The sequence below is a fragment of the Halorussus rarus genome, from assembly GCF_003369835.1.
GTDB lineage: Archaea > Halobacteriota > Halobacteria > Halobacteriales > Haladaptataceae > Halorussus > Halorussus rarus.
In genome coordinates this window covers 345,621-362,621 of the sequence record NZ_QPMJ01000002.1, presented here as the reverse complement: position 1 = coordinate 362,621, position 17,001 = coordinate 345,621, and the positions used below count along the sequence as shown (strand labels likewise).

The 17,001-nt window shown below is 70.4% G+C and carries 18 protein-coding genes; 5 read left to right on the top strand and 13 right to left on the bottom strand.

Features of this window, described 5'->3' with window-relative positions:
- Window positions 1-72 precede the first annotated feature (72 nt).
- The 3 genes from DVR07_RS10040 to DVR07_RS10030 all read right to left on the bottom strand — a co-directional run bounded on the left by DVR07_RS10040 (window position 73) and on the right by DVR07_RS10030 (window position 4,965).
- Window positions 73-3,129: a PAS domain S-box protein gene (locus tag DVR07_RS10040; RefSeq protein ID WP_115796926.1), complete on the bottom strand. Its 3,057-nt coding sequence runs from the start codon at window positions 3,127-3,129 to the stop codon at window positions 73-75.
- A 66-nt stretch (window positions 3,130-3,195) separates the two neighbouring features.
- Window positions 3,196-4,434 (bottom strand): alanyl-tRNA editing protein, encoded by a 1,239-nt coding sequence (locus DVR07_RS10035; RefSeq protein ID WP_115796924.1) that lies wholly within the window; start codon window positions 4,432-4,434, stop codon window positions 3,196-3,198.
- A gap of 75 nt (window positions 4,435-4,509) precedes the next feature.
- Window positions 4,510-4,965, bottom strand: a complete 456-nt coding sequence (locus DVR07_RS10030; RefSeq protein ID WP_115796922.1) for a hypothetical protein — start codon at window positions 4,963-4,965, stop codon at window positions 4,510-4,512.
- A gap of 166 nt (window positions 4,966-5,131) precedes the next feature.
- Here DVR07_RS10030 and DVR07_RS10025 point away from each other — a divergent pair, with 166 nt between their 5' ends.
- The gene (locus DVR07_RS10025; protein WP_115796920.1) at window positions 5,132-5,641 is read left to right on the top strand and encodes a hypothetical protein; all 510 of its coding nucleotides are present in this window, start codon (window positions 5,132-5,134) and stop codon (window positions 5,639-5,641) included.
- Window positions 5,642-5,661: 20 nt separating this feature from the next.
- Here DVR07_RS10025 and DVR07_RS10020 read toward each other — a convergent pair whose 3' ends face one another.
- Complete coding sequence (locus DVR07_RS10020) at window positions 5,662-6,993, bottom strand: class-III pyridoxal-phosphate-dependent aminotransferase (RefSeq protein WP_115796918.1); 1,332 nt, start codon at window positions 6,991-6,993, stop codon at window positions 5,662-5,664.
- A gap of 90 nt (window positions 6,994-7,083) precedes the next feature.
- On the bottom strand, window positions 7,084-8,349 hold the full coding sequence (locus tag DVR07_RS10015; protein ID WP_115796916.1) for an MgtC/SapB family protein: 1,266 nt from the start codon (window positions 8,347-8,349) through the stop codon (window positions 7,084-7,086).
- Window positions 8,350-8,481: 132 nt separating this feature from the next.
- Between DVR07_RS10015 and DVR07_RS10010 the strand changes: the two genes are divergently transcribed.
- Window positions 8,482-9,756, top strand: a complete 1,275-nt coding sequence (locus DVR07_RS10010) for an AI-2E family transporter (RefSeq protein WP_115796914.1) — start codon at window positions 8,482-8,484, stop codon at window positions 9,754-9,756.
- 270 nt (window positions 9,757-10,026) lie between these two features.
- Here the strand turns inward: DVR07_RS10010 and DVR07_RS10005 are convergent, their stop codons facing one another.
- Entirely contained in the window at window positions 10,027-10,314 is a 288-nt protein-coding gene (locus tag DVR07_RS10005; protein ID WP_115796912.1) for a helix-turn-helix transcriptional regulator, read from the bottom strand.
- Window positions 10,315-10,490: 176 nt separating this feature from the next.
- On the opposite strand from DVR07_RS10005, the gene DVR07_RS10000 reads away from it, so the two are divergent.
- On the top strand, window positions 10,491-10,775 hold the full coding sequence (locus tag DVR07_RS10000; protein ID WP_115796910.1) for an amphi-Trp domain-containing protein: 285 nt from the start codon (window positions 10,491-10,493) through the stop codon (window positions 10,773-10,775).
- A 355-nt stretch (window positions 10,776-11,130) separates the two neighbouring features.
- Here the strand turns inward: DVR07_RS10000 and DVR07_RS22080 are convergent, their stop codons facing one another.
- The 5 genes from DVR07_RS22080 to DVR07_RS09980 all read right to left on the bottom strand — a co-directional run bounded on the left by DVR07_RS22080 (window position 11,131) and on the right by DVR07_RS09980 (window position 13,556).
- Complete coding sequence (locus DVR07_RS22080; protein ID WP_165881746.1) at window positions 11,131-11,277, bottom strand: hypothetical protein; 147 nt, start codon at window positions 11,275-11,277, stop codon at window positions 11,131-11,133.
- A gap of 58 nt (window positions 11,278-11,335) precedes the next feature.
- Entirely contained in the window at window positions 11,336-11,524 is a 189-nt protein-coding gene (locus DVR07_RS09995) for a hypothetical protein (RefSeq protein WP_115796908.1), read from the bottom strand.
- Window positions 11,525-11,625: 101 nt separating this feature from the next.
- Window positions 11,626-12,570: a DUF1028 domain-containing protein gene (locus DVR07_RS09990; RefSeq protein WP_115798308.1), complete on the bottom strand. Its 945-nt coding sequence runs from the start codon at window positions 12,568-12,570 to the stop codon at window positions 11,626-11,628.
- Between the two features lie 74 nt (window positions 12,571-12,644).
- Window positions 12,645-13,052, bottom strand: coding sequence for a DUF7528 family protein (locus DVR07_RS09985; RefSeq protein WP_115796906.1), 408 nt, complete (start codon window positions 13,050-13,052; stop codon window positions 12,645-12,647).
- Window positions 13,053-13,304: 252 nt separating this feature from the next.
- The gene (locus tag DVR07_RS09980; protein ID WP_115796904.1) at window positions 13,305-13,556 is read right to left on the bottom strand and encodes a hypothetical protein; all 252 of its coding nucleotides are present in this window, start codon (window positions 13,554-13,556) and stop codon (window positions 13,305-13,307) included.
- 162 nt (window positions 13,557-13,718) lie between these two features.
- On the opposite strand from DVR07_RS09980, the gene DVR07_RS09975 reads away from it, so the two are divergent.
- Entirely contained in the window at window positions 13,719-14,462 is a 744-nt protein-coding gene (locus DVR07_RS09975) for a DUF7117 family protein (RefSeq protein WP_115796902.1), read from the top strand.
- Between the two features lie 56 nt (window positions 14,463-14,518).
- Here the strand turns inward: DVR07_RS09975 and DVR07_RS09970 are convergent, their stop codons facing one another.
- The gene (locus DVR07_RS09970; protein ID WP_115796900.1) at window positions 14,519-15,457 is read right to left on the bottom strand and encodes an alpha/beta hydrolase; all 939 of its coding nucleotides are present in this window, start codon (window positions 15,455-15,457) and stop codon (window positions 14,519-14,521) included.
- A 78-nt stretch (window positions 15,458-15,535) separates the two neighbouring features.
- Between DVR07_RS09970 and DVR07_RS09965 the strand changes: the two genes are divergently transcribed.
- Window positions 15,536-15,859, top strand: coding sequence for a hypothetical protein (locus DVR07_RS09965; RefSeq protein WP_115796898.1), 324 nt, complete (start codon window positions 15,536-15,538; stop codon window positions 15,857-15,859).
- 31 nt (window positions 15,860-15,890) lie between these two features.
- Here the strand turns inward: DVR07_RS09965 and DVR07_RS09960 are convergent, their stop codons facing one another.
- On the bottom strand, window positions 15,891-16,784 hold the full coding sequence (locus DVR07_RS09960) for a bifunctional methylenetetrahydrofolate dehydrogenase/methenyltetrahydrofolate cyclohydrolase (RefSeq protein WP_115796895.1): 894 nt from the start codon (window positions 16,782-16,784) through the stop codon (window positions 15,891-15,893).
- Window positions 16,785-17,001 lie beyond the last annotated feature (217 nt).

The following is a 17,001-nucleotide window of genomic DNA, read 5'->3' as shown; positions in this document are numbered from 1 at the left end:
CGAGTGCGAACGGGGGCGAAACGGGCGGCCCGCCCGCCGCCGAGTGCTTCCGGCGCGGTCCGCCCGGCCGGCCTACTCGTCGGCGCCCAGCCACACGTCCCTGAACTCGAACCGGGCGCCGCCGGCCTCGCTCTCGGTCGCGCCGACCGACCATCCGTACACGTCGGCGAGCTCCTCGACGAAGGCCAGCCCGAGCCCCGTGCCGCCGTTGTTCGACGCCGTGGTGAACCCGGTCTGGAACACCGCCTCGCGGTCCTCCGGCGGGATGCCGTCGCCGTCGTCGGCGACGTAGAAGCCGGCGGCCTCCCCGTGGACCGTCTCGGCCTCGCCGGCTGTGCCGTCGGTCGCCGCGCCCTCGTCGGCGTCGTCTCCGGCCTCGGGGAGTGCGCCCACCCGGACCGTGACGTCCGGGCCGCCGTGCTGGACCGCGTTCTCGAACAGGTTGCGGAGCAGGTGGCGGACGTACGTCTCGTCGGCCGCCAGCACCTCGTCGACCTCCACCTCGAGGGCCGCCTCGGGCGCGGTCACGCCCTCCCACGCGTCCCGCGCGACGTCGGCCAGCGACAGCGGCTCGCTCTCGCCGACCGCGTCCCGGCCCCGGGTCAGTATGAGCATGACGTCGATCATGTCCTCGATGCGGTCGAACGCCTCGGTGACGTACTCGACAGCCTCCGGCGCCTCGTCGGCGGGGAGCTGCTGGCCGTATATCTGGCCGATGGTGACGGGGTTGCGCAGCTCGTGGGCGAGCATGCTGGCGAAGCTCTCGAGCCGTTCGTTGTGTTCCTCGAGCCGGCGCTGGGACTCCCGGCGGTCGGTGATGTCGGTCAGCGTGGCGACGCCCCGGGCGACCGCCCCGTCGGCGTCGCGGACCGGCATCCCGTGGGCCATGATGACCCTGCGCTCGCCGTCCGCGGCCTCGATCTCGAAGACGTCCGGCTCGGTCACCTCCTCGCCGTCGAGCACGCGGGCCAGCGTCCACTCCTCGGGTGCGACCCGCTCGCCGGTGTCGGCCCACCGCGCCCGGTAGCGCTCGTAGTCGTCGACGCTCTCGGCCTCGAACGACTCGACGCCCCAGATGCGCTTGGCAGCCTCGTTGGCCTCGATGATGCTGCCGTCCTCGTCCGCGACCAGGACGCCGACCGGGAGCACCTCGAACAGCGTCTCGAGCTGCTTGCGGTGCTCCTCGAGCTCGCGCTCGGCCCGCTTGCGCTCGGTGATGTCGGCGAGCGCGCCGGGGAACGTGGCGGGGTTGCCCTGCTCGTCGCACTCGACGTGGCCGCGGGCCACGACCCACCGGAGCTCGCCGTCCGCGTTCCGGACCCGGTACTCCTCCTCGTAGTCGCCGCAGGTCTCGACGGCCTCGTCGATGCTCCGCTCGACCCGGTCGCGGTCGTCCTCGTGGATGGCCGTGACGAACCGGTCTATCGAGACGCCCTCGCGGGCCGCCTCGGGGTCGACGCCGAACGCCCGCGCGAACGAGGTGCCGCAGATGAACTCGTCCTCCGGGATGTGCCACTCCCAGGTCCCGACCGCGCCGGCCTCGGCCGCGGCCTCGAGCTGGGACTTGGCCTCACGAAGGTCGCGCTCGCGCTCCTTCTGGTCGGTGACGTCCTGAGACATGCCGAGCGCGGCGAACACCTCGCCGTCGTCGTCCCGGACCGGGAGGAAGTGGAACTGGTAGACCCCGCTACCGACGCGCTCCTCGAACGAGGCGGTCTCGCCGTCGAGCGCCGCTTCGTAGCGGGGGACGACGACGTCGGCCAGCTCCTCGGGGAGTCCCTCGCGCAGGTGGTTCCCCTCCAGCTCGGTCCTGCTCACGCCCGCTACCTCGGGCGTCCCGCCGAAGCTGACGTACCGGAGGTCCCGGTCGACCAGCGCGACCGCGCCGTTCGGGAAGTGCTCGACCAGCGTCCGATAGCGGCGCTCGGACTCCTCCAGTCTGCGCTCGCGCTCCTTGCGCTCGGTGACGTCCCGGAAGTACACCGACAGCCCGGTCTCGGAGGGGTAGGCGTGGACCTCGTACCACGCCGCCAGCGGCTCGGGGTAGTAGAACTCGAAGGTGGTCGGCTCCCCGGTCGCCATCGCCTCGCGGTACTCCTCCCCGAGCCGCGAGTCCTCGGCCCACTCGAACACCTCCCAGAGGGTCTCGCCGATCAGCCCCTCGCCCTGGTAGTCGATGAGCTCCTCGGCCCTGTCGTTGACGTGGGTGAACCGCCAGTCGGCGTCCAGCGCGTAGAACGCGTCGGTGAACCGGCCGAACATCTCGTCGAGCTCGTCGGCGAGTTCGCGCTCCCGGCGCTTCATCGCCGTGACGTCCTCGAAGCTGGTGACGACCCGGTCGACCGCACCGTCGTCGGCCGGTATCGGCGCGGCGTTGACCGACAGCCAGCGGGTCTCGCCGTCCGGACGCTCGACCTGGAGCACCCGGTCGTAGACGGGCTCGCCCGTCTCCAGCGCCCGCGCGAAGGGTCGCTCGTCTGTGGGCACGGGCCGGCCCCGCTCGTCGAAGACCGGTCGCCCGTCGGACGGAACCGCCGCCGCCTCGCCCTCGTCGAAGCCGAACAGCGCCTCGGCCCGCTCGTTGGCCCGCGTGACCGTGCCGTCGGCGTCCCGGACCACGACGCCGACGGGGCTGGCCTCCAGAATCTCGTCGGTCAGGCTGCTCTCGCGCTCGAACTCTCGCTCGCGCCGGCGGAGCTCTCGCTCGGTCCGGCGCCTGTCCGAGACGTCCCGGACGACCCCGAGCGTTCCCCGGAACGCGCCGTCCTCGACAAGCAGGTTCAGCCGCAGTTCGCACGCGATCCGGCCGCCGTCGGCGGTCCGGACGTCGAACTCGAAGGTGGTGGAGCGCTCGTCGTCGCCCGCGAGCCGCCGGCCGATCTCCCGCTCGATGGCCGCGACGTCGTCGGGGTCGAGGAGCACCGAGACGTGCTCGCCGAGCAGCCGCTCCCTGGCGTACCCCGTCGTCTCGACGACGACGTCGTTGACCGCGACGAAGCGACCCTCGGCGTCGAGCTGGTATATCCCGTCGTCGATGGCGTTGACGAGCGTCCGGTATCGCTGGAGGGCCCGTTCCTCGTCGGCGTCCCTCCAGAACTCCGCCCCGGCCGTCTCCGCCGGTTCGCTCATATCCGCGATAGTGAATCGACTCGAATAAGTCTTGATGCGGTCGCCGATACTCGCCGAACGACGACGTTATCGTCGTCGCTCTTCTCGCAGGAACGCGACGACTTCCGCCGGGCTCGCGTCCAGCCCGCCGCCCTGGGCGAACGCCGGACTGCCGCCGCCCCCGCCGCCGAACTCGACGGTGACCTCGTCGACGACCTCGCCGGCGTCCGGGGTGCCCCCGGTCGCGGCCACGACGAACGTCCCGCCGTCAGTGCCCGCGAGCACCACCGCGTCGGGCGCGCCGGACCCGTCGTCCGATCCGCCCGCGTCGCCGGCGACCAGCTCCCTGGCGCGGTCGGCGACCTCGTTCGGACCGAACGCCGACACCGTCCCGACCAGCCACTCGCCACCGTCGCGCTCGACGGGGTCCGCCCGGAGGTCGGCGAGGCGGGCGTCCAGCAGCTCCTCCCTGGCGTCGCGGAGGTCGGCTTCGAGTTCCTCGGCCTCCCTGACGACGCGCTCGGCGGCCTCGGGCAGTTCTGAGACGCCGACGTCGAGGGTCTGCGCGGCCTCGCGGGCGGCCAGCGCGTCGTCGGCCCGCCGGCGGACCGCGGTCGGCCCGACCGCGAACTCGACCCGTGTCAGCCCCTCGCCGGGGTTCGACCTGTCGAGGACGGTGACGGGGCCGATCTCGCGGGTGTTGGTCACGTGGGTGCCGCCGCAGGCCGCCCAGTCCCACCCCTCTATCTCGACCACGCGGACGGCGTCGGCCTCGCTCATCACGCCCTCCTCGGTCTTGGTGTTGAACGCGACCTCGTCCCGTTCGCGGGCCTCGGCCTCTGGAATCTCCTCCCAGGAGACGGGCAGCGAGTCCCAGATTGCCCGGTTCGTCAGGCGCTCGAGCTCCGCGAGCGTCTCGTCGGTGATGTCGGTCGACGTGGTGAAGTCGACCCTGACCTTGCGCTCGCCGATGTCGAACCCGCCGTAGCCGAGGTCGTCGAGCACTCGCCGGCCCGCGCCGTAGAGCGCGTGGCTCGCGGTGTGTGCCCGGGCGCAGTAGGTCCGGAACTCGTCGTCTATTTCGGCGGTAACGGTCTCGCCCGCCTCGACGCCCGGGTCGTCGGCCAGACGGTGGACGACGGTCCCGTCGTCGCGCTTCCGGACGTCCTCGACCTCGGTCCCGGCCAGCGTGCCGCGGTCGGCGGGCTGGCCGCCGCTCTCGGCGTAGAAGTACGTCTCGTCCAGCGCGACGGTCCGGCCGTCGACCTCGGCGACCGTCGCCTCGAACCGCCGCACGTCGGGTTCGCGCGCCGCGAGTTGACTCATACCGTGTCGGGAGTCGGCCGGCGGACTAAAAGCTCACGCCGCGGGGCCATCCGCGGTGAACGACATCGACGGCCCCTACTCGCGGTCGGGCAACTCGGCCGCGAGCAGGTCGGCCCGGACCCGGGCCTTGAGGTAGTCGACGGCGGCGATGGCGGCGGGTCCGGCGAGCAGGAACCCCGCCAGCAGCGCCCGGTCGCGCGGCCCGAGGTCGACGCCGAGGGCGGCCATGGCCACCACGAACAGCGCCGCGGCCCCGGCGACCGCGCCCACGCGCCTGCTCGCCCGCCCGAGGTCGAACCGCCGCGCGGGCCGCCACACGATGTTCTCTGCCGCGACCGCGAGGCCGACCCCCTGCGCGACCCCGACGAGGGCGTAGGTGCCGGGCGGGTACGCCGGGAGCGGGTCCGGGAGCGCGACCACCGCAACCACCGCGAGGACGCCGAGCGCGCCCGCGACGCGGCTCCGGAGGGCCGCGAGCAGCCGGGTCGCCAGCGATGGCTCCTCGCGGAGCGAGTCGCCGAGTTGATACATAGCTGAGGGTTCGGCGATGGGGATTATCAATCTTCTCGGCGGGAGGCTCACGGTGACGGTACCGGCCCGCGCGTCGTTCGGTTCCTGGGTCGGTTCCCTATGCTCGATTCTCTCCCGGACTTCCCCGAAGGTAAAAATTGATAACGGGGCATTGATAGCCGCCGCTATGTATCTCTGGCACGCGACCTGGACCCCGGACGGCGACTCCGACGAGGAGCGCCGGGTCCGATTCGAGGCCGACTACGACCGACTCGGCGATTCGGGCGTCATCAGGCGCGCGTACCGGGCGACCCGTCGGCAGAAGGTCGTCGACGAGTACGCGCTCACCCGGTACTGGCGGCTCGCCGACCTCACCGGCACCTACGCCGCGATCGCCGACACCCTCGGCGAGAAGTCCTACCCCGAACTGACGGCGTGGCTGGCGGAGCGCCCCGAGGTGCTCGAGGTGCGCCCGCGGACCCCGGTGGTCGACGCGATACTGGAGTCCCGGGAGGACGGGCCCGCCCTCAAGCGCGCGCTCCAGGAGCGACTCGACGCGGACGTCTCGGCGATAATCGACCGCACGTCGACCCAGAAGCCCGGGTCTCCCGGCGTCGTCGGGCAGTTCCCCCGGCTCCAGCTCAAGACCGAGTTCGACCTCGGCGAGGCGGTCGAGCGCCACGCCTCCGAGGAGTAGTCGGTCGAGAAACCGCCGGCTCAGGCCACGTCCTCGACCGCCGCGCGGAACACGTCGAAGCCGAGTTCGATCTCGCGCTCGGTGACGTCGAGCGGCGGGAGGAGTCGGAGCGTCTTGTACCCGCAGCCCAGGGTGAGGAGGCCGCGCTCCAGCGCCGCCTTCACGACCGCCTCGCGGCGCTCCTTGGTGTCGAACTCGACCGCGAGCATCAGGCCGCGCCCCCGGACGTCGACCGCGTTCGGCAGGTCGGCGTCCTCGAGCAGTTCGCGGAACTGGCGGCCCCGCTCGCGGACGTTGGCCAGCAGGTCGTGCTCGCGGATGGCGTCGATGGTGAACACGCCCTGCATCGCGTCGACGATCTTGCCGGCGCCCCACGTCGAGGAGAGCCGGGCCTTCTCCTTGGGGAACAGGTCGGCGTTGGCGACGGTCGCGCCGGCCCGCAGCCCCTTGGCCGAGGTGATGACGTCCGGTTCGAGGTCGAGGTGGTCGACGCCCCACATCTCGCCGGTCCGGCCCAGCCCGGACTGAATCTCGTCGGCGACGACGTTGACGCCGAAGCGCTCGCGGATGTCGGCGAGGTCGCTGACGAACCCGTCGTGGGGGACGCGGTAGCCGCCCTCGCCCTGGAGAGGTTCGAGGATGATGAACGCGACCTCGTCGGGGTCGACGACGCCCCGCTCGGGGTCGAGCTTGTCGGCGACGACGTTGCCGCCCGGCCCGTCGGTCAGCCACTTGCGCTCGTAGCCCTCGTCGGTCGAGGGGTAGGGGACCGACATCACGCCGCCGATCTCGGGGTAGCCCTTCCGGTGGTTCACCTTCGAGCGGTTGAGCGAGAGCGCGCCGAGCGTCCGGCCGTGGAACGCGCCGTCGAACGTGAACGCTCGGTGGCCGCCCTGCGCGTAGCAGATCTTGATGGCGTTCTCGACCGCTTCGGCCCCGGAGTTCGAGAGGAAGACGGTGTCGAGGTCGTAGTCGGCGGTCAGGTCGGTGATGCGCTCCATGAGCTGGGTCGGGCCGGGGAGCTCGGGGTCCTCTGGCGGCCAGCCGCCGGCGGCGTAGAAGTCCTGCCCGGCGATGTTGGTGGGGTCGACCAGGTCGAACTCCTCGAACTTCTCCATGATCTTGGGGTTGTTGTACCCCAGCGGCGCGGCCGCGACGTGGCTGGTGAAATCGAGCAGGACGTTGCCGTCGACGTCGGTGCAGAACGGCCCCTCGGCCTCGGCGGTGAAGTCCCAGACGAAGTCGTAGACGTAGGTGCTCGGCGCGGAGAACCGGTGGTGGTAGTCAGCCCACTCCCGGGCCCGCTCTCCTGGCATCTCCTCGACGCTGGGTTCCGCGGTGTCTCGGTCCATGCGACGAGGTATGGAGACCCACCCTTTAATTGAATTGGTTCGTTTCGATACGGACAAAACTTGCAACAGCTTCGAATCGCTCCGTCTGATTCAAACTGCCGCCAACACCGCGGCGGCCGCCGACCCTGCGAGCAGGACGCCGCTCCACGCCGCGACCCGGTAGGCGAACGACCGGTCGGGCGCCGAGAGGGTCAGCGCGGCCTTGACCGTGATGGAGGAGGCGGTCGCCAGCAGGATGCCCAGCACGGACGTCTGGTGGTCGATGGTGCCGCCCATGTAGAGCAGGACCGCCGAGGAGGTCGCCCCTGCGCTCGAGACCAGCCCCGACAGCACGGCGGTCACGTAGAACCCGGCCGAGCCGAACTGCTGCTGGGCGAGCGCGCCACCAGCGATGACCAGCAGGAAGATGGCGCCGAACCCCAGCGCGTTCCGGAGCGAGAACGGGCTCTCGAGGTCGATGTCGACGTGCTGGGACCAGTCGGCGGTGTAGGCCGCGATGGCGACGCTGCCGAGGATGACCGCGCCCAGCGGCAGCACGGCGCCGTAGAGGACGGGCTTGTTGCTCGGCAGGGTGAACGCCAGCGCGATGGCGAGGTTCCGGACCGCCATCGCGGCGTCGGCCAGCAGGATGGCTGCCACGCCGTAGGAGGCCGCCTCGGGGCGCTGGTTCACGTGGTCGAGCATGGTCCCGACGACCGCGGTCGAGGAGGCGAGCCCCCCGAAGAAGCCGGTGACGGCGATGCCCCGGCCGCCGTAGGTCTTGACGACGGCGTAGTTCACGATGCCGATGCCCGCCACCGTGACGACCATCAGCCAGACCGTCCGGGGCTCGATGCCGTAGGCGAACTGCTCGTCGGGCAGCAGCGGGTAGACGACGAACGCCAGGATGGCGAACTCGACCGCCGACCGGAGCTCCTCGCGGGACATTCCCCACGCGAAACTGTGGAGTTCGCGCTTGAGGACGAGCAGTAGCGACGACAGCACCGCCACCGTCACCCCGACGAGGATGTAGCCGTCCATCACGAGCGCGCCGACGCCGAACGCGACCAGCATCGACACCGAGGTGGTCAGCGAGAGCCCCACCTCCTCGTCGTCGTCGGCCAGCAGCCCCTGCGCGGCCAGCAGGACGCCCTGGACGATGACGAGTAGCCCGCCCAGCAGCAGCAGGACGTTCCTGTCGAGCACGGTGAACACCGCCCCCAGCAGGCTGATGAGCGTGAACGTCCGGATGCCCGCGGGCTTGTGGGACCACTCGCGCTCCAGCCCGAGGAACAGCCCCAGCGCGGCCGCGATGGCGATGCGCACGACGTTGCTGTCCAGCGGCACCTGCGTGAGGAAGTCGACGATACTCGGCACTTCTCTCACTATTGCTATGTAGGTATAAATATCTCTCCCCAGGCCGGTCAAGGCCACCGCGACCTCGTCGCCCGTCCGGCCGGACGCTTCCGACTGCGAACATTTTTACCACCGGCCCACCGTCCCAACGGTATGGTCGGCGGGCTGGACTTCGACCGGGGGCGACTGGCGTGGTGGCTCGTCGGGCTCGCGCTCGGCGCAGCCGTGCTGTACGTCGTCTACTCGTTCGTGGGCACCTTCGTCTTCGGCGTCTTCATCTACTACGCGACCCGGCCGGTGTACCGGCGGCTCCGCCGGCGGGTCCGGCCGCCGAGCCTTGCCGCCGCGACCGCACTGTTCGCGCTGGCGCTCCCGGTGCTACTGCTGATGACCTACACCGCCGCGATAGCGCTCCAGGAGTTCGACAAGATCGCGCGGCGGACCGACATCACCGGGCTCCAGGAGACCATCGAGCCGTACATCGGCGTGTCGTCGCTCGCGCTGCGGCCCGACGAACTGCTGGCGAACCCGGACCCCGCGCTGCTGCAGGACATCGGCCGGTCGGCGCTGGAGTACGTCGGCTTCATCGGCAACGGCCTGCTGCACCTGTTCGTGATGATCGCCATCGCGTTCTACCTGCTCCGGGACGACCACCGGCTCTCGCGGTTCTTCCGCCGGCAGTTCGGCGACGAGGGCGGGGTCGTCGAGTCGTACGTCCGGGCGGTCGACCGGGACTTCAACAGCATCTTCTTCGGCAACATCCTGAACGCGCTGCTGACCGGCACCATCGGCGCGGCCTCGTACAACGTGCTCAACATGATCGCCCCGACCGAGCTCGTGGTGCCGTACCCGACGCTGCTGGGCCTGCTGACCGGCGCGGCCAGCCTCATCCCCATTGTCGGGATGAAGCTGGTGTACTTCCCGGTGTCGGCCTACCTCGGTCTCGAGACCGCGGTTGCCGACCCGACGTTCCTCTGGTTCCCGGCGCTGTTCTTCATGGTCTCGTTCGTGGTCGTGGACACGATTCCGGATCTGGTGCTCCGGCCGTACGTCTCGGGCCGGAACCTCCACGTCGGGCTCGTGATGCTGGCGTACATCTTCGGCCCGCTGCTGTTCGGCTGGTACGGCATCTTCCTCGGGCCGATGCTGCTCGTGCTGGTCGTTCACTTCGTCCGCATCGTCCTGCCGGAACTGGTCGCCGGCGAGCCGATCCGGCCGTGGGCGGTCGACCCGACCTACCTCTTCGACCCCGAACCCACCGACACGCATCCGGCGAACGAGGTGGGCGTCGACGGCGGCGAACCCGTGGACGACGGGGCGGCAGACGCTTCCGACGCGCGCGACGACGACGAGGCGCCGGCCGGCGACGACTTCGCGAGCGACGAGACCGACTCGGACGGGCCCACGCGCCGACCGTCGGACGGGTAGCTAGCGACGTTCCAGGCCCGTCCCGTCTCGCTGGCAGTAGGTGAACTCGGTGTCGCGGATCCGGAAGCCGCAGCGGGGACACTCCTTCGCCGGCGGCGGGGCGACCGACCCGCCGCCGGCGTCGGGACGCTCGCCCCCGCCGCGAGAGAGGGTGGGGACGAACGGGAGGCCGGAGAAGACGAGTAGGGGTCGAGATATTACCAGGCCGCGATGCTGGTGGCGAGACTCGCGACGAGGCCGACCAGCGCCGTCGCGGTCCGCGAGCGCAGCTCAGGCCTCGACGCTCAGATCGATGTACTGGGCCTCCCACTCCCGGCGGGCCTCGATCTCGCGATCGCCCCGCCGGGTCAGCGTGTAGAAGTTGGTGCGGCGGTCGCGCTGGCCCTTCTCGACGAGTCCTTTGTCGACGAGGGTGTCGAGGTTCGGGTAGAGCCGGCCGTGGTGGATCTCCTTCTCGTAGTAGCCCTCGAGTTCGTCCTTGATGGCGAGGCCGTGTGGCTCGTCCAGCCCCGCGATGACGTACAGCAAATCCCTCTGGAAACCTGTCAAGTCGTACATCGGTAACGTGTCAGCTAGGCCGCCGACCGAAATGAAGATAACGGCCCCGCGTGGCCGACTCTCGGCGTGTAACCGCCGCGGTACGTGTCGGGCGTCCCGCTGTCGCTCCGTCGACCTCTCCGTCCGTCGTCACGACCGGCGGCGAACTTAAACGGCTGGCGCTCCTCTTTCGGCGTATGCCCGAGGAAGTCCTGTTCAAATCCGAGAATCGGCTGTCCCGCGACGACGTCGCGGCGTACCTCCGGACCGTCGCCGAGAAACTGGAGTCGGGCGGCGACCTGACGCTGTCGGCGGGCGACCAGTCGGTCACCCTCGACCCGCCGGCGCAGCCGACCTTCGAGGTGAAGGCCGAGCGCGAGACGCCGGGTGGCGGCGGACCGGGCGAACTCAGCGTCGAGTTCGAACTGGAGTGGGACGAGGACGGCGACGGCGGGACCGGCGGCTCGCTGGACATCGAGTAGTCACGTCGCCCGAACTGAGCGTCCTCTCGGTTGGCTCCGCCACCCGGGATACGGAACCCACACCAGAAGCTCCGGAGTACGTGAATCGTCGTAAGACGGACCCGTCTCTGTCGAGTCGTAGTCTCCGAAAGGATATGGAAAGGAAGCGGAAAACGCGGGGGTGAAAAAGCCCCGCGAACCGCTTGCCGCCCTGAATTGGTCCCCGCTGACGCTTCGGCCCTCCAAGCGAAGCGTCACCTGAACCAAATCGCCCTATGAACTTAAACCTAACGCCGCCGGTGTCCTGTTCCGGTACGGGCGTGAGGCGGGGACTCCGGAGCCCTCGCGCCAGCATTCTTCAGAATTGTTAGGTGGTTCATATGTGCTCCTCTTCGAGCGCCCAGCCGAGCGCCCGCTTGTAGTACGTGAACATCTGTCGGACGCCCTCGTGGCGCATGTTCTCGTCGTCGAGGTGCTCCTTCAGGAACTCGTACTGCTCGCGGATCTCCTCCTCGTCTCGCATATCCGCCGGTTCGGGGCCGCGGGTAATGAGTCCGGCGGGACGCGAGACGGATGGTCCCTCACCGAACGGTGTTCAACCGGAGGTACTTGACGCCGTGGACGAGGAGAAAGGCCAGCGCGACGCTCGCGACGGCCCACGTCAGCAGTGCCGTTCCGGTCAGTTCGAGACGCGTCGTGTTGAACACGATTCCGAGAACGGCGAGGGCGATCGCCGCTCCCACGGTCCGCGGCGTGACGACGTCAGACATGCTCGTCACTTAACCCGTCCGATAAGTTAAATATTATGAACTATCCGCCGTCTCGGAGACGAGCCGACGGCGAACGGCCCGGCGGGAGCCTCCCGACCGCGTCACTTCCGGTCGAGCCGCGACAGCCCGTGCCAGAGGGCGTCGACCAGCCGGTCCTCGCCGGTCCCCTCGGCGTCCTCCCATCCGCGGGCCAGCGCGTCCTCGACGACGGGGAGGTCGTGGTTCTCGAAGTTGTTCATCCCCCGGAACGCCTCGAGCGCCTCGCGGTCGACCTCGCCGAACTCGCCCGCGTCTGTCGCGTCGGGCGTCTCGCTCTCCCCGTAGAAACCCAGATCCGCCAGCGTCGCCGCGACCTCCTCGGCCGTCTCGCCCGAGAGCTCCCGGACGTCCTCGGGCTCCTCGCGTTCGAGCAGGGTCACGTCGTAGATCTTGAACACCCGCTCGAGCTCGTCGATGGGCGCCTCGTGGTCGTCGACCCGCACGTCGATCCAGCGGTCGTTCTTCCCGTCGTAGCCGCCCTCGGGCTTGGCGACGTACATCGCGGCGCTCTGCTCCCCGCGGCTGTCGCCGCCCGCCTCGTTGCCGGCGTGGAGGGCGGCGAGCAACCGCTCGGGGAGACCTCCCTCGGTCTCCTGATAGGTCTCCTCCATCGCGTCCAGGGTCTCCTCATTCTCGAGGATGTTGCCCTGAACGGTGTAGGTCTCGCCCTGTCGGTCGCCCGCGACCTCGAAGCACTCCTCGCCCGTGAACCCCGCGACCGAGCCGTCCCGCCCCACGACGCCGACCTGTCGCTGGGCGGCCTCCGGGTCGTCGTCGGTGAGTTCGGCGACGACCTCGTCGGCGGACTTGCCCTCGCGGAGGAGGTCGAGGCCGTCAGGACCGTAGGCGACGTTCGCGAAGCTCTGGGTCGCGATGGCCCCGGCGTCGGCGGCGGCGAACGGCACCACGGAGCCGACGCTAACGAACTTCGACTGGACCGCCACGCCGACCGCCTCGGTCTCGGGGTCGCGCGCGACGACGGAGAAGGTGGCTGGTCGCGGTTCCATGTCGAACAGGTCGAAACCGAGGCCGAAAAGCGTTCGGCCGGCGGCGTCGGTCTCCGGTTCCACCGCCGACGTGGTCAGTCCCCGCTACCACCCCCGGAGGCGTCCCCGCTCTCGGCGGCGCGCTTCGCGCCGGTCAGCGGCTGGCGCTTCGCCAGTTCGCAGTCGAACGCCGGGTGCTCGGCGAGGTGCCGGACGAGCATGTGGCGCCGGCCGCCGGTCAGTCCCGACCGGCCGACGTCCTCGGCGGTGAACTCGTCGGGCAGACGGTCGTACAGCCGGCGCAGCGCCGCGAAGCTCTCGAACACCTTGCTGTGGCCCGACGAGTCGGCGTTCCGGCGCGCGACGACGTAGCTGCCGTCCTCGCGGTGGGTACCGGCGGTGCGGACGAACTCCCGTCGCTCGGTCAGCGCGTCGCCGAGCGCCGCCCGCAGCCGGTCGGCCTCGGCTCTGGAGAGTTCGTGGCGCTCGCCGGCGACGGTCACCGCGACCGTCTCGCCCCCGTCTGACCGCGCTGCGGTGGAGTGGTTACGCTCGGCGGAGAATTTCTCGACCAGCCGCCGACTGGCGACTTACTCTATCCTCGGACGCCTCGGTGGAGAGGCCGTGACTCGACATTGCGTCAGGGTCTACCGCGACCGGGATGATAAATGTCGGGGACGGTCGCAAGGTTTTCGACCGCCGGCCGACCGCACCACCGGCCGTCCCCCGGAACCGGCCTCACTGCGTCCCGGCCCCTACCGCATGGCTGCGAGCAGCAGCGCCACGACGACGTTGTACACCACCAACCCCGCCGCCACCGCGCCGACCGAGAGCCCGAGAAATGTCGCCCCTACGACGACGCCGCGGCCGGGGTCGCTGGCCGCGGCGACCGAGACGGTCGACAGCGCGACCAGCACGAATCCGAGCGGAACCCCGTAGGCGCGCCAGAAGTCCCCCGAGACGGGGACGCGGACCGGGACGGGGCCGAGTTTGCCGCTCGGTTGCATACTCTAGGTTGTCTCTGTGTTCCGATATAAGTTTTGAGGGGTGAGAGCCGATTCTTCCGCAGCTGCTCGCGTCCGACACCGGTTCACGGTGGTCCGCGGGTCCGCGGGGAATCCGTTCGCGAGAGCGACCGTGTTTTGTGTCGGGCCGACCAACGGCCCGACATGAAAGTTCGCGGCCAGCGCGAGTGCTCGGACTGCGGCGCGCGGTGGTCCTACTACCGGACCGGGAGCGTCGAGTGTCCGGAGTGCGGCAGCCTCCGGAGCGTCGGCGTCGACGACGACCGGCGGCTCCACACCGACTCGCCCGCCGAACTCGACCTGACCGAGGCCAGGGAGGCGGTCGACGCCCGGCCGCTCCGGGAGGTCGCCGACCTGGCCGACGAGATGGCCCGCGGGTACGTCCGCAAGCGCGGATTCGTCCGCGGCGGCGACCTGCTGGGCCTCGACGAGGCGTACCTCGCGGCCCAGGAGCTCCGCCACGCCGCCGACGTGGTGGGCCGCGGCCTCGACCTGAGCGACGACGAGGAGTGGTACTTCCTCGCGCTCCTCCGGGGCGCCGACGCCGACCCGGAGACCGACCCCGACGCCGACCGGCGGCCCGCGCCGGACGAGGTGCCGACGTCGATGCACCCGATCCGAGGGCTGGCCTACGCCGAGGCGGTCGAGGAGTACCGGAGCGACGCGGCCGACTGGGCCGACGAGAACGAGGTCGACGCCGCCGGCCGGGACGCGCTCGAGAGCCTGGGCGACCGCGTCAGGCGCGTGCAGGCGCTCGACGGCGACGTGAACGCCGAGACCTCGGAACTGCTCGTGGCGGCCGCCCGGGAAGTCGGTCGATACCTCCGGGAGGGCGACGCCGACGCACTGGCGAGCGCGCGCGACCGGTTCGACAGGCTGGCGGAGTAACGGACCGGGAGAATCGACGATTCGCGGAGTGGCCGGCCGAGCGACGCCGGGCGTCGCTACTCGAAGGTCCCCCGCAGGTCCGCGCCGATGGCGTCGACAGCCTCGTGGGCGCGGTCGACGCTGGGCTCCTCCAGCATGCCGATGAAGCCGTGGATCATCCCCTCGTAATCGCGGTGGGTCACGTCCACGCCGGCGTCGGCCAGCGCCTCGGCGTAGGCCGCCCCTTCGTCGCGGATCGGGTCGAAGCCCGCGGTGACGACCGTGGCGGGCGGGAGACCGGCGTGGTCGCACGCCTGCAGCGGGAAGGCGTAGGGGTTTCTGGCGTCGAGCGGGCTCTCGAACAGCTGGTCGGCGAACCACTCCATCTCGGACCTGGTGAGCAAGTAGCCCTCGGCGTTCTCCTCGGTCGAGGGCCAGTCGTCGCTGGGACTGGTCGCGGGGTAGACGAGCACCTGCCGGGCGATGTCCGGACCGCCCCGGTCGCGGGCCACCAGCGCGGCCACCGCCGCGAGGTTGCCGCCCGCGCTGTCGCCGCCGACCGCGAGCCGGTCGCCGTCGACGCCCACCTCGTCGCCGCGCTCGGCCACCCACTCGACCGCGGCCACGGCGTCCTCGGTCGCGGCGGGGAACGGGTGCTCGGGCGCGAGCCGGTAGTCGACCGAGACGACCGCGCAGCCGGCCGCGTTCGTCAGGCGGCGACAGAGCCCGTCGTGGGTCTCGATGCTGCCGACGACCCAGCCGCCGCCGTGGAAGTAGACCAGCACCGGATGGGGTCCCTCGCCGTCGGGTTCGTACACCCGGATGGGAAGCTCGCCGCCGGGGCCGGGGATGGTCCGGTCGGTGACGGCGGCGACCTCCTCGGACGACTCGCTGGTCCGGAACTCCTCGAAGAGCTCCCGGGCCTCCCGGGGGTCGAGCGTCGAGAGGTCCGGCATCCCCAGCCGGTCGAGTTGTTCGAGCACCGCCTGTATCTGCGGGTCTGGTTCCGAGGGCATAGGTGTCAGTTTCCCCGAAACGAGATAAAACTCCGCCCCGACGACACCTTTTCCACACTCGTTAACGTACACCAAACCATGGCCACAAGCGCCACCTCGCGGTTGCGGCAGCTAGTCAAACTGGGGGTCGTCGCGCTGGTCGTGGGACCGCTGCTCGTCAGGTGGGGGTTCGTCGGGGCAGACCTCGTGCCCGCGATATCGTCCGAACTCCCCGCGCTCGCAGTCTCGTCCGGGCTCGTCGTGCGGGCGGTCGGCCTGACGCTCGTCGCGGTCGTCGTCGGCCTGCTCGTCCGCCAGAAGCGCAGTGCGCGCGGGCAGCGCTCGTCGGCGGACGCGTCGGAGTGGGACGCGGACCGACAGATCGACGCGAGCGAGGAACGCGACGCCTCCGGTCGCCGGTAGCGTCGGACCGGACCCGCCGGCCGAAGCGACCTCAGGGGAGGTCTACCTCGACGCCTTCCTGCAGACCGGCCGCCTTCACGGTGTTGTAGAGCAGCATCGCGCGGGTCATCGGGCCGACGCCGCCCGGGACCGGCGTGATGGCCTCGGCCTTCTCCTTCGCGCTCTCGAAGTCGACGTCGCCGACGAGTTCGTACCCCTTCTCGGTGTCGGCGTCGACCCGATTCACGCCCACGTCGACGACGACCGTCCCCTCCGTGAGCATCGACCCGTCGATGAACTCGGGGACGCCAGCGGCCGCGATGACGATGTCGGCCTCGCGGGTGTGGGCCGCGAGGTCCTCGGTCCGGGAGTGACACACCGTGGTCGTCGCGTTGCCGAACGGCGCCTTCTGGACGAGCAGGTTCGCCATCGGCTTGCCGACGATGTCCGACCGCCCAACCACCACGGCCTCCGCGCCCTCCGTCTCGACGCCGGCGTGTTCCAGCAGCTTCTGGATGCCGTGGGGGGTACAGGGTTTGAATCGGGCGTCGCCCGCGACCAGCCGGCCGACGTTCTCGGGGTGGAAGCCGTCGACGTCCTTCTTGGGCGCGACGCTCCGGAGCACCCGGCGCTCGTCGACCTGGTCGACGACCGGCATCTGGACGAGGATGCCGTGGACGTCGGGGTCGGCGTTGAGGTCCTCGACGGTGTCGTAGAGCTCCTGGGCGGGGGCGTCCTCGTCGATCTCGACGTGGATTCCCTCGATGCCGACCTCCTCGCAGTCGCGCTGCTTCATCGAGACGTACGTCTCGCTCGCCGGGTCGTCGCTCATCAACACCGTGGCCAGCCCGGGCTCGACGCCCTCGTCGGCCAGCGTCTCGATGCTGTCCCGCAGGTCGTCGCGGATCCGCTGGGCGACGGCGTTCCCGTCGATTACCTCCGTCATGGGTCGAGGTGGGGCGCCGAGCCATTTCAACCCTCGGATTCGTGCCTATTTTCCGCTACTCGATGGTAGTTATGTACAAGTTCGTGTATTATTCCGGCGGCCCTACGCCCTCTGACCCTCGTCTTCCAGGCCGTTCTTCCGGCGGCGGTCACCGGAACTCCGGGAACTCGGTCGAGCGTCGGTGAAGTTCGATGAGGCCCGGCGGCGAGCGAGCGCG

Bases quoted from the DNA above. Each gene is read 5' to 3' on its own strand.
- DVR07_RS10040 (WP_115796926.1), bottom strand. From the start codon at position 3,129: ATGAGCGAACCGGCGGAGACGGCCGGGGCGGAGTTCTGGAGGGACGCC.
- DVR07_RS10035 (WP_115796924.1), bottom strand. From the start codon at position 4,434: ATGAGTCAACTCGCGGCGCGCGAACCCGACGTGCGGCGGTTCGAGGCG.
- DVR07_RS10030 (WP_115796922.1), bottom strand. From the start codon at position 4,965: ATGTATCAACTCGGCGACTCGCTCCGCGAGGAGCCATCGCTGGCGACC.
- DVR07_RS10025 (WP_115796920.1), top strand. From the start codon at position 5,132: ATGTATCTCTGGCACGCGACCTGGACCCCGGACGGCGACTCCGACGAG.
- DVR07_RS10020 (WP_115796918.1), bottom strand. From the start codon at position 6,993: ATGGACCGAGACACCGCGGAACCCAGCGTCGAGGAGATGCCAGGAGAG.
- DVR07_RS10010 (WP_115796914.1), top strand. From the start codon at position 8,482: ATGGTCGGCGGGCTGGACTTCGACCGGGGGCGACTGGCGTGGTGGCTC.
- DVR07_RS10005 (WP_115796912.1), bottom strand. From the start codon at position 10,314: ATGTACGACTTGACAGGTTTCCAGAGGGATTTGCTGTACGTCATCGCG.
- DVR07_RS10000 (WP_115796910.1), top strand. From the start codon at position 10,491: ATGCCCGAGGAAGTCCTGTTCAAATCCGAGAATCGGCTGTCCCGCGAC.
- DVR07_RS22080 (WP_165881746.1), bottom strand. From the start codon at position 11,277: ATGCGAGACGAGGAGGAGATCCGCGAGCAGTACGAGTTCCTGAAGGAG.
- DVR07_RS09995 (WP_115796908.1), bottom strand. From the start codon at position 11,524: ATGTCTGACGTCGTCACGCCGCGGACCGTGGGAGCGGCGATCGCCCTC.
- DVR07_RS09990 (WP_115798308.1), bottom strand. From the start codon at position 12,570: ATGGAACCGCGACCAGCCACCTTCTCCGTCGTCGCGCGCGACCCCGAG.
- DVR07_RS09980 (WP_115796904.1), bottom strand. From the start codon at position 13,556: ATGCAACCGAGCGGCAAACTCGGCCCCGTCCCGGTCCGCGTCCCCGTC.
- DVR07_RS09975 (WP_115796902.1), top strand. From the start codon at position 13,719: ATGAAAGTTCGCGGCCAGCGCGAGTGCTCGGACTGCGGCGCGCGGTGG.
- DVR07_RS09970 (WP_115796900.1), bottom strand. From the start codon at position 15,457: ATGCCCTCGGAACCAGACCCGCAGATACAGGCGGTGCTCGAACAACTC.
- DVR07_RS09965 (WP_115796898.1), top strand. From the start codon at position 15,536: ATGGCCACAAGCGCCACCTCGCGGTTGCGGCAGCTAGTCAAACTGGGG.
- DVR07_RS09960 (WP_115796895.1), bottom strand. From the start codon at position 16,784: ATGACGGAGGTAATCGACGGGAACGCCGTCGCCCAGCGGATCCGCGAC.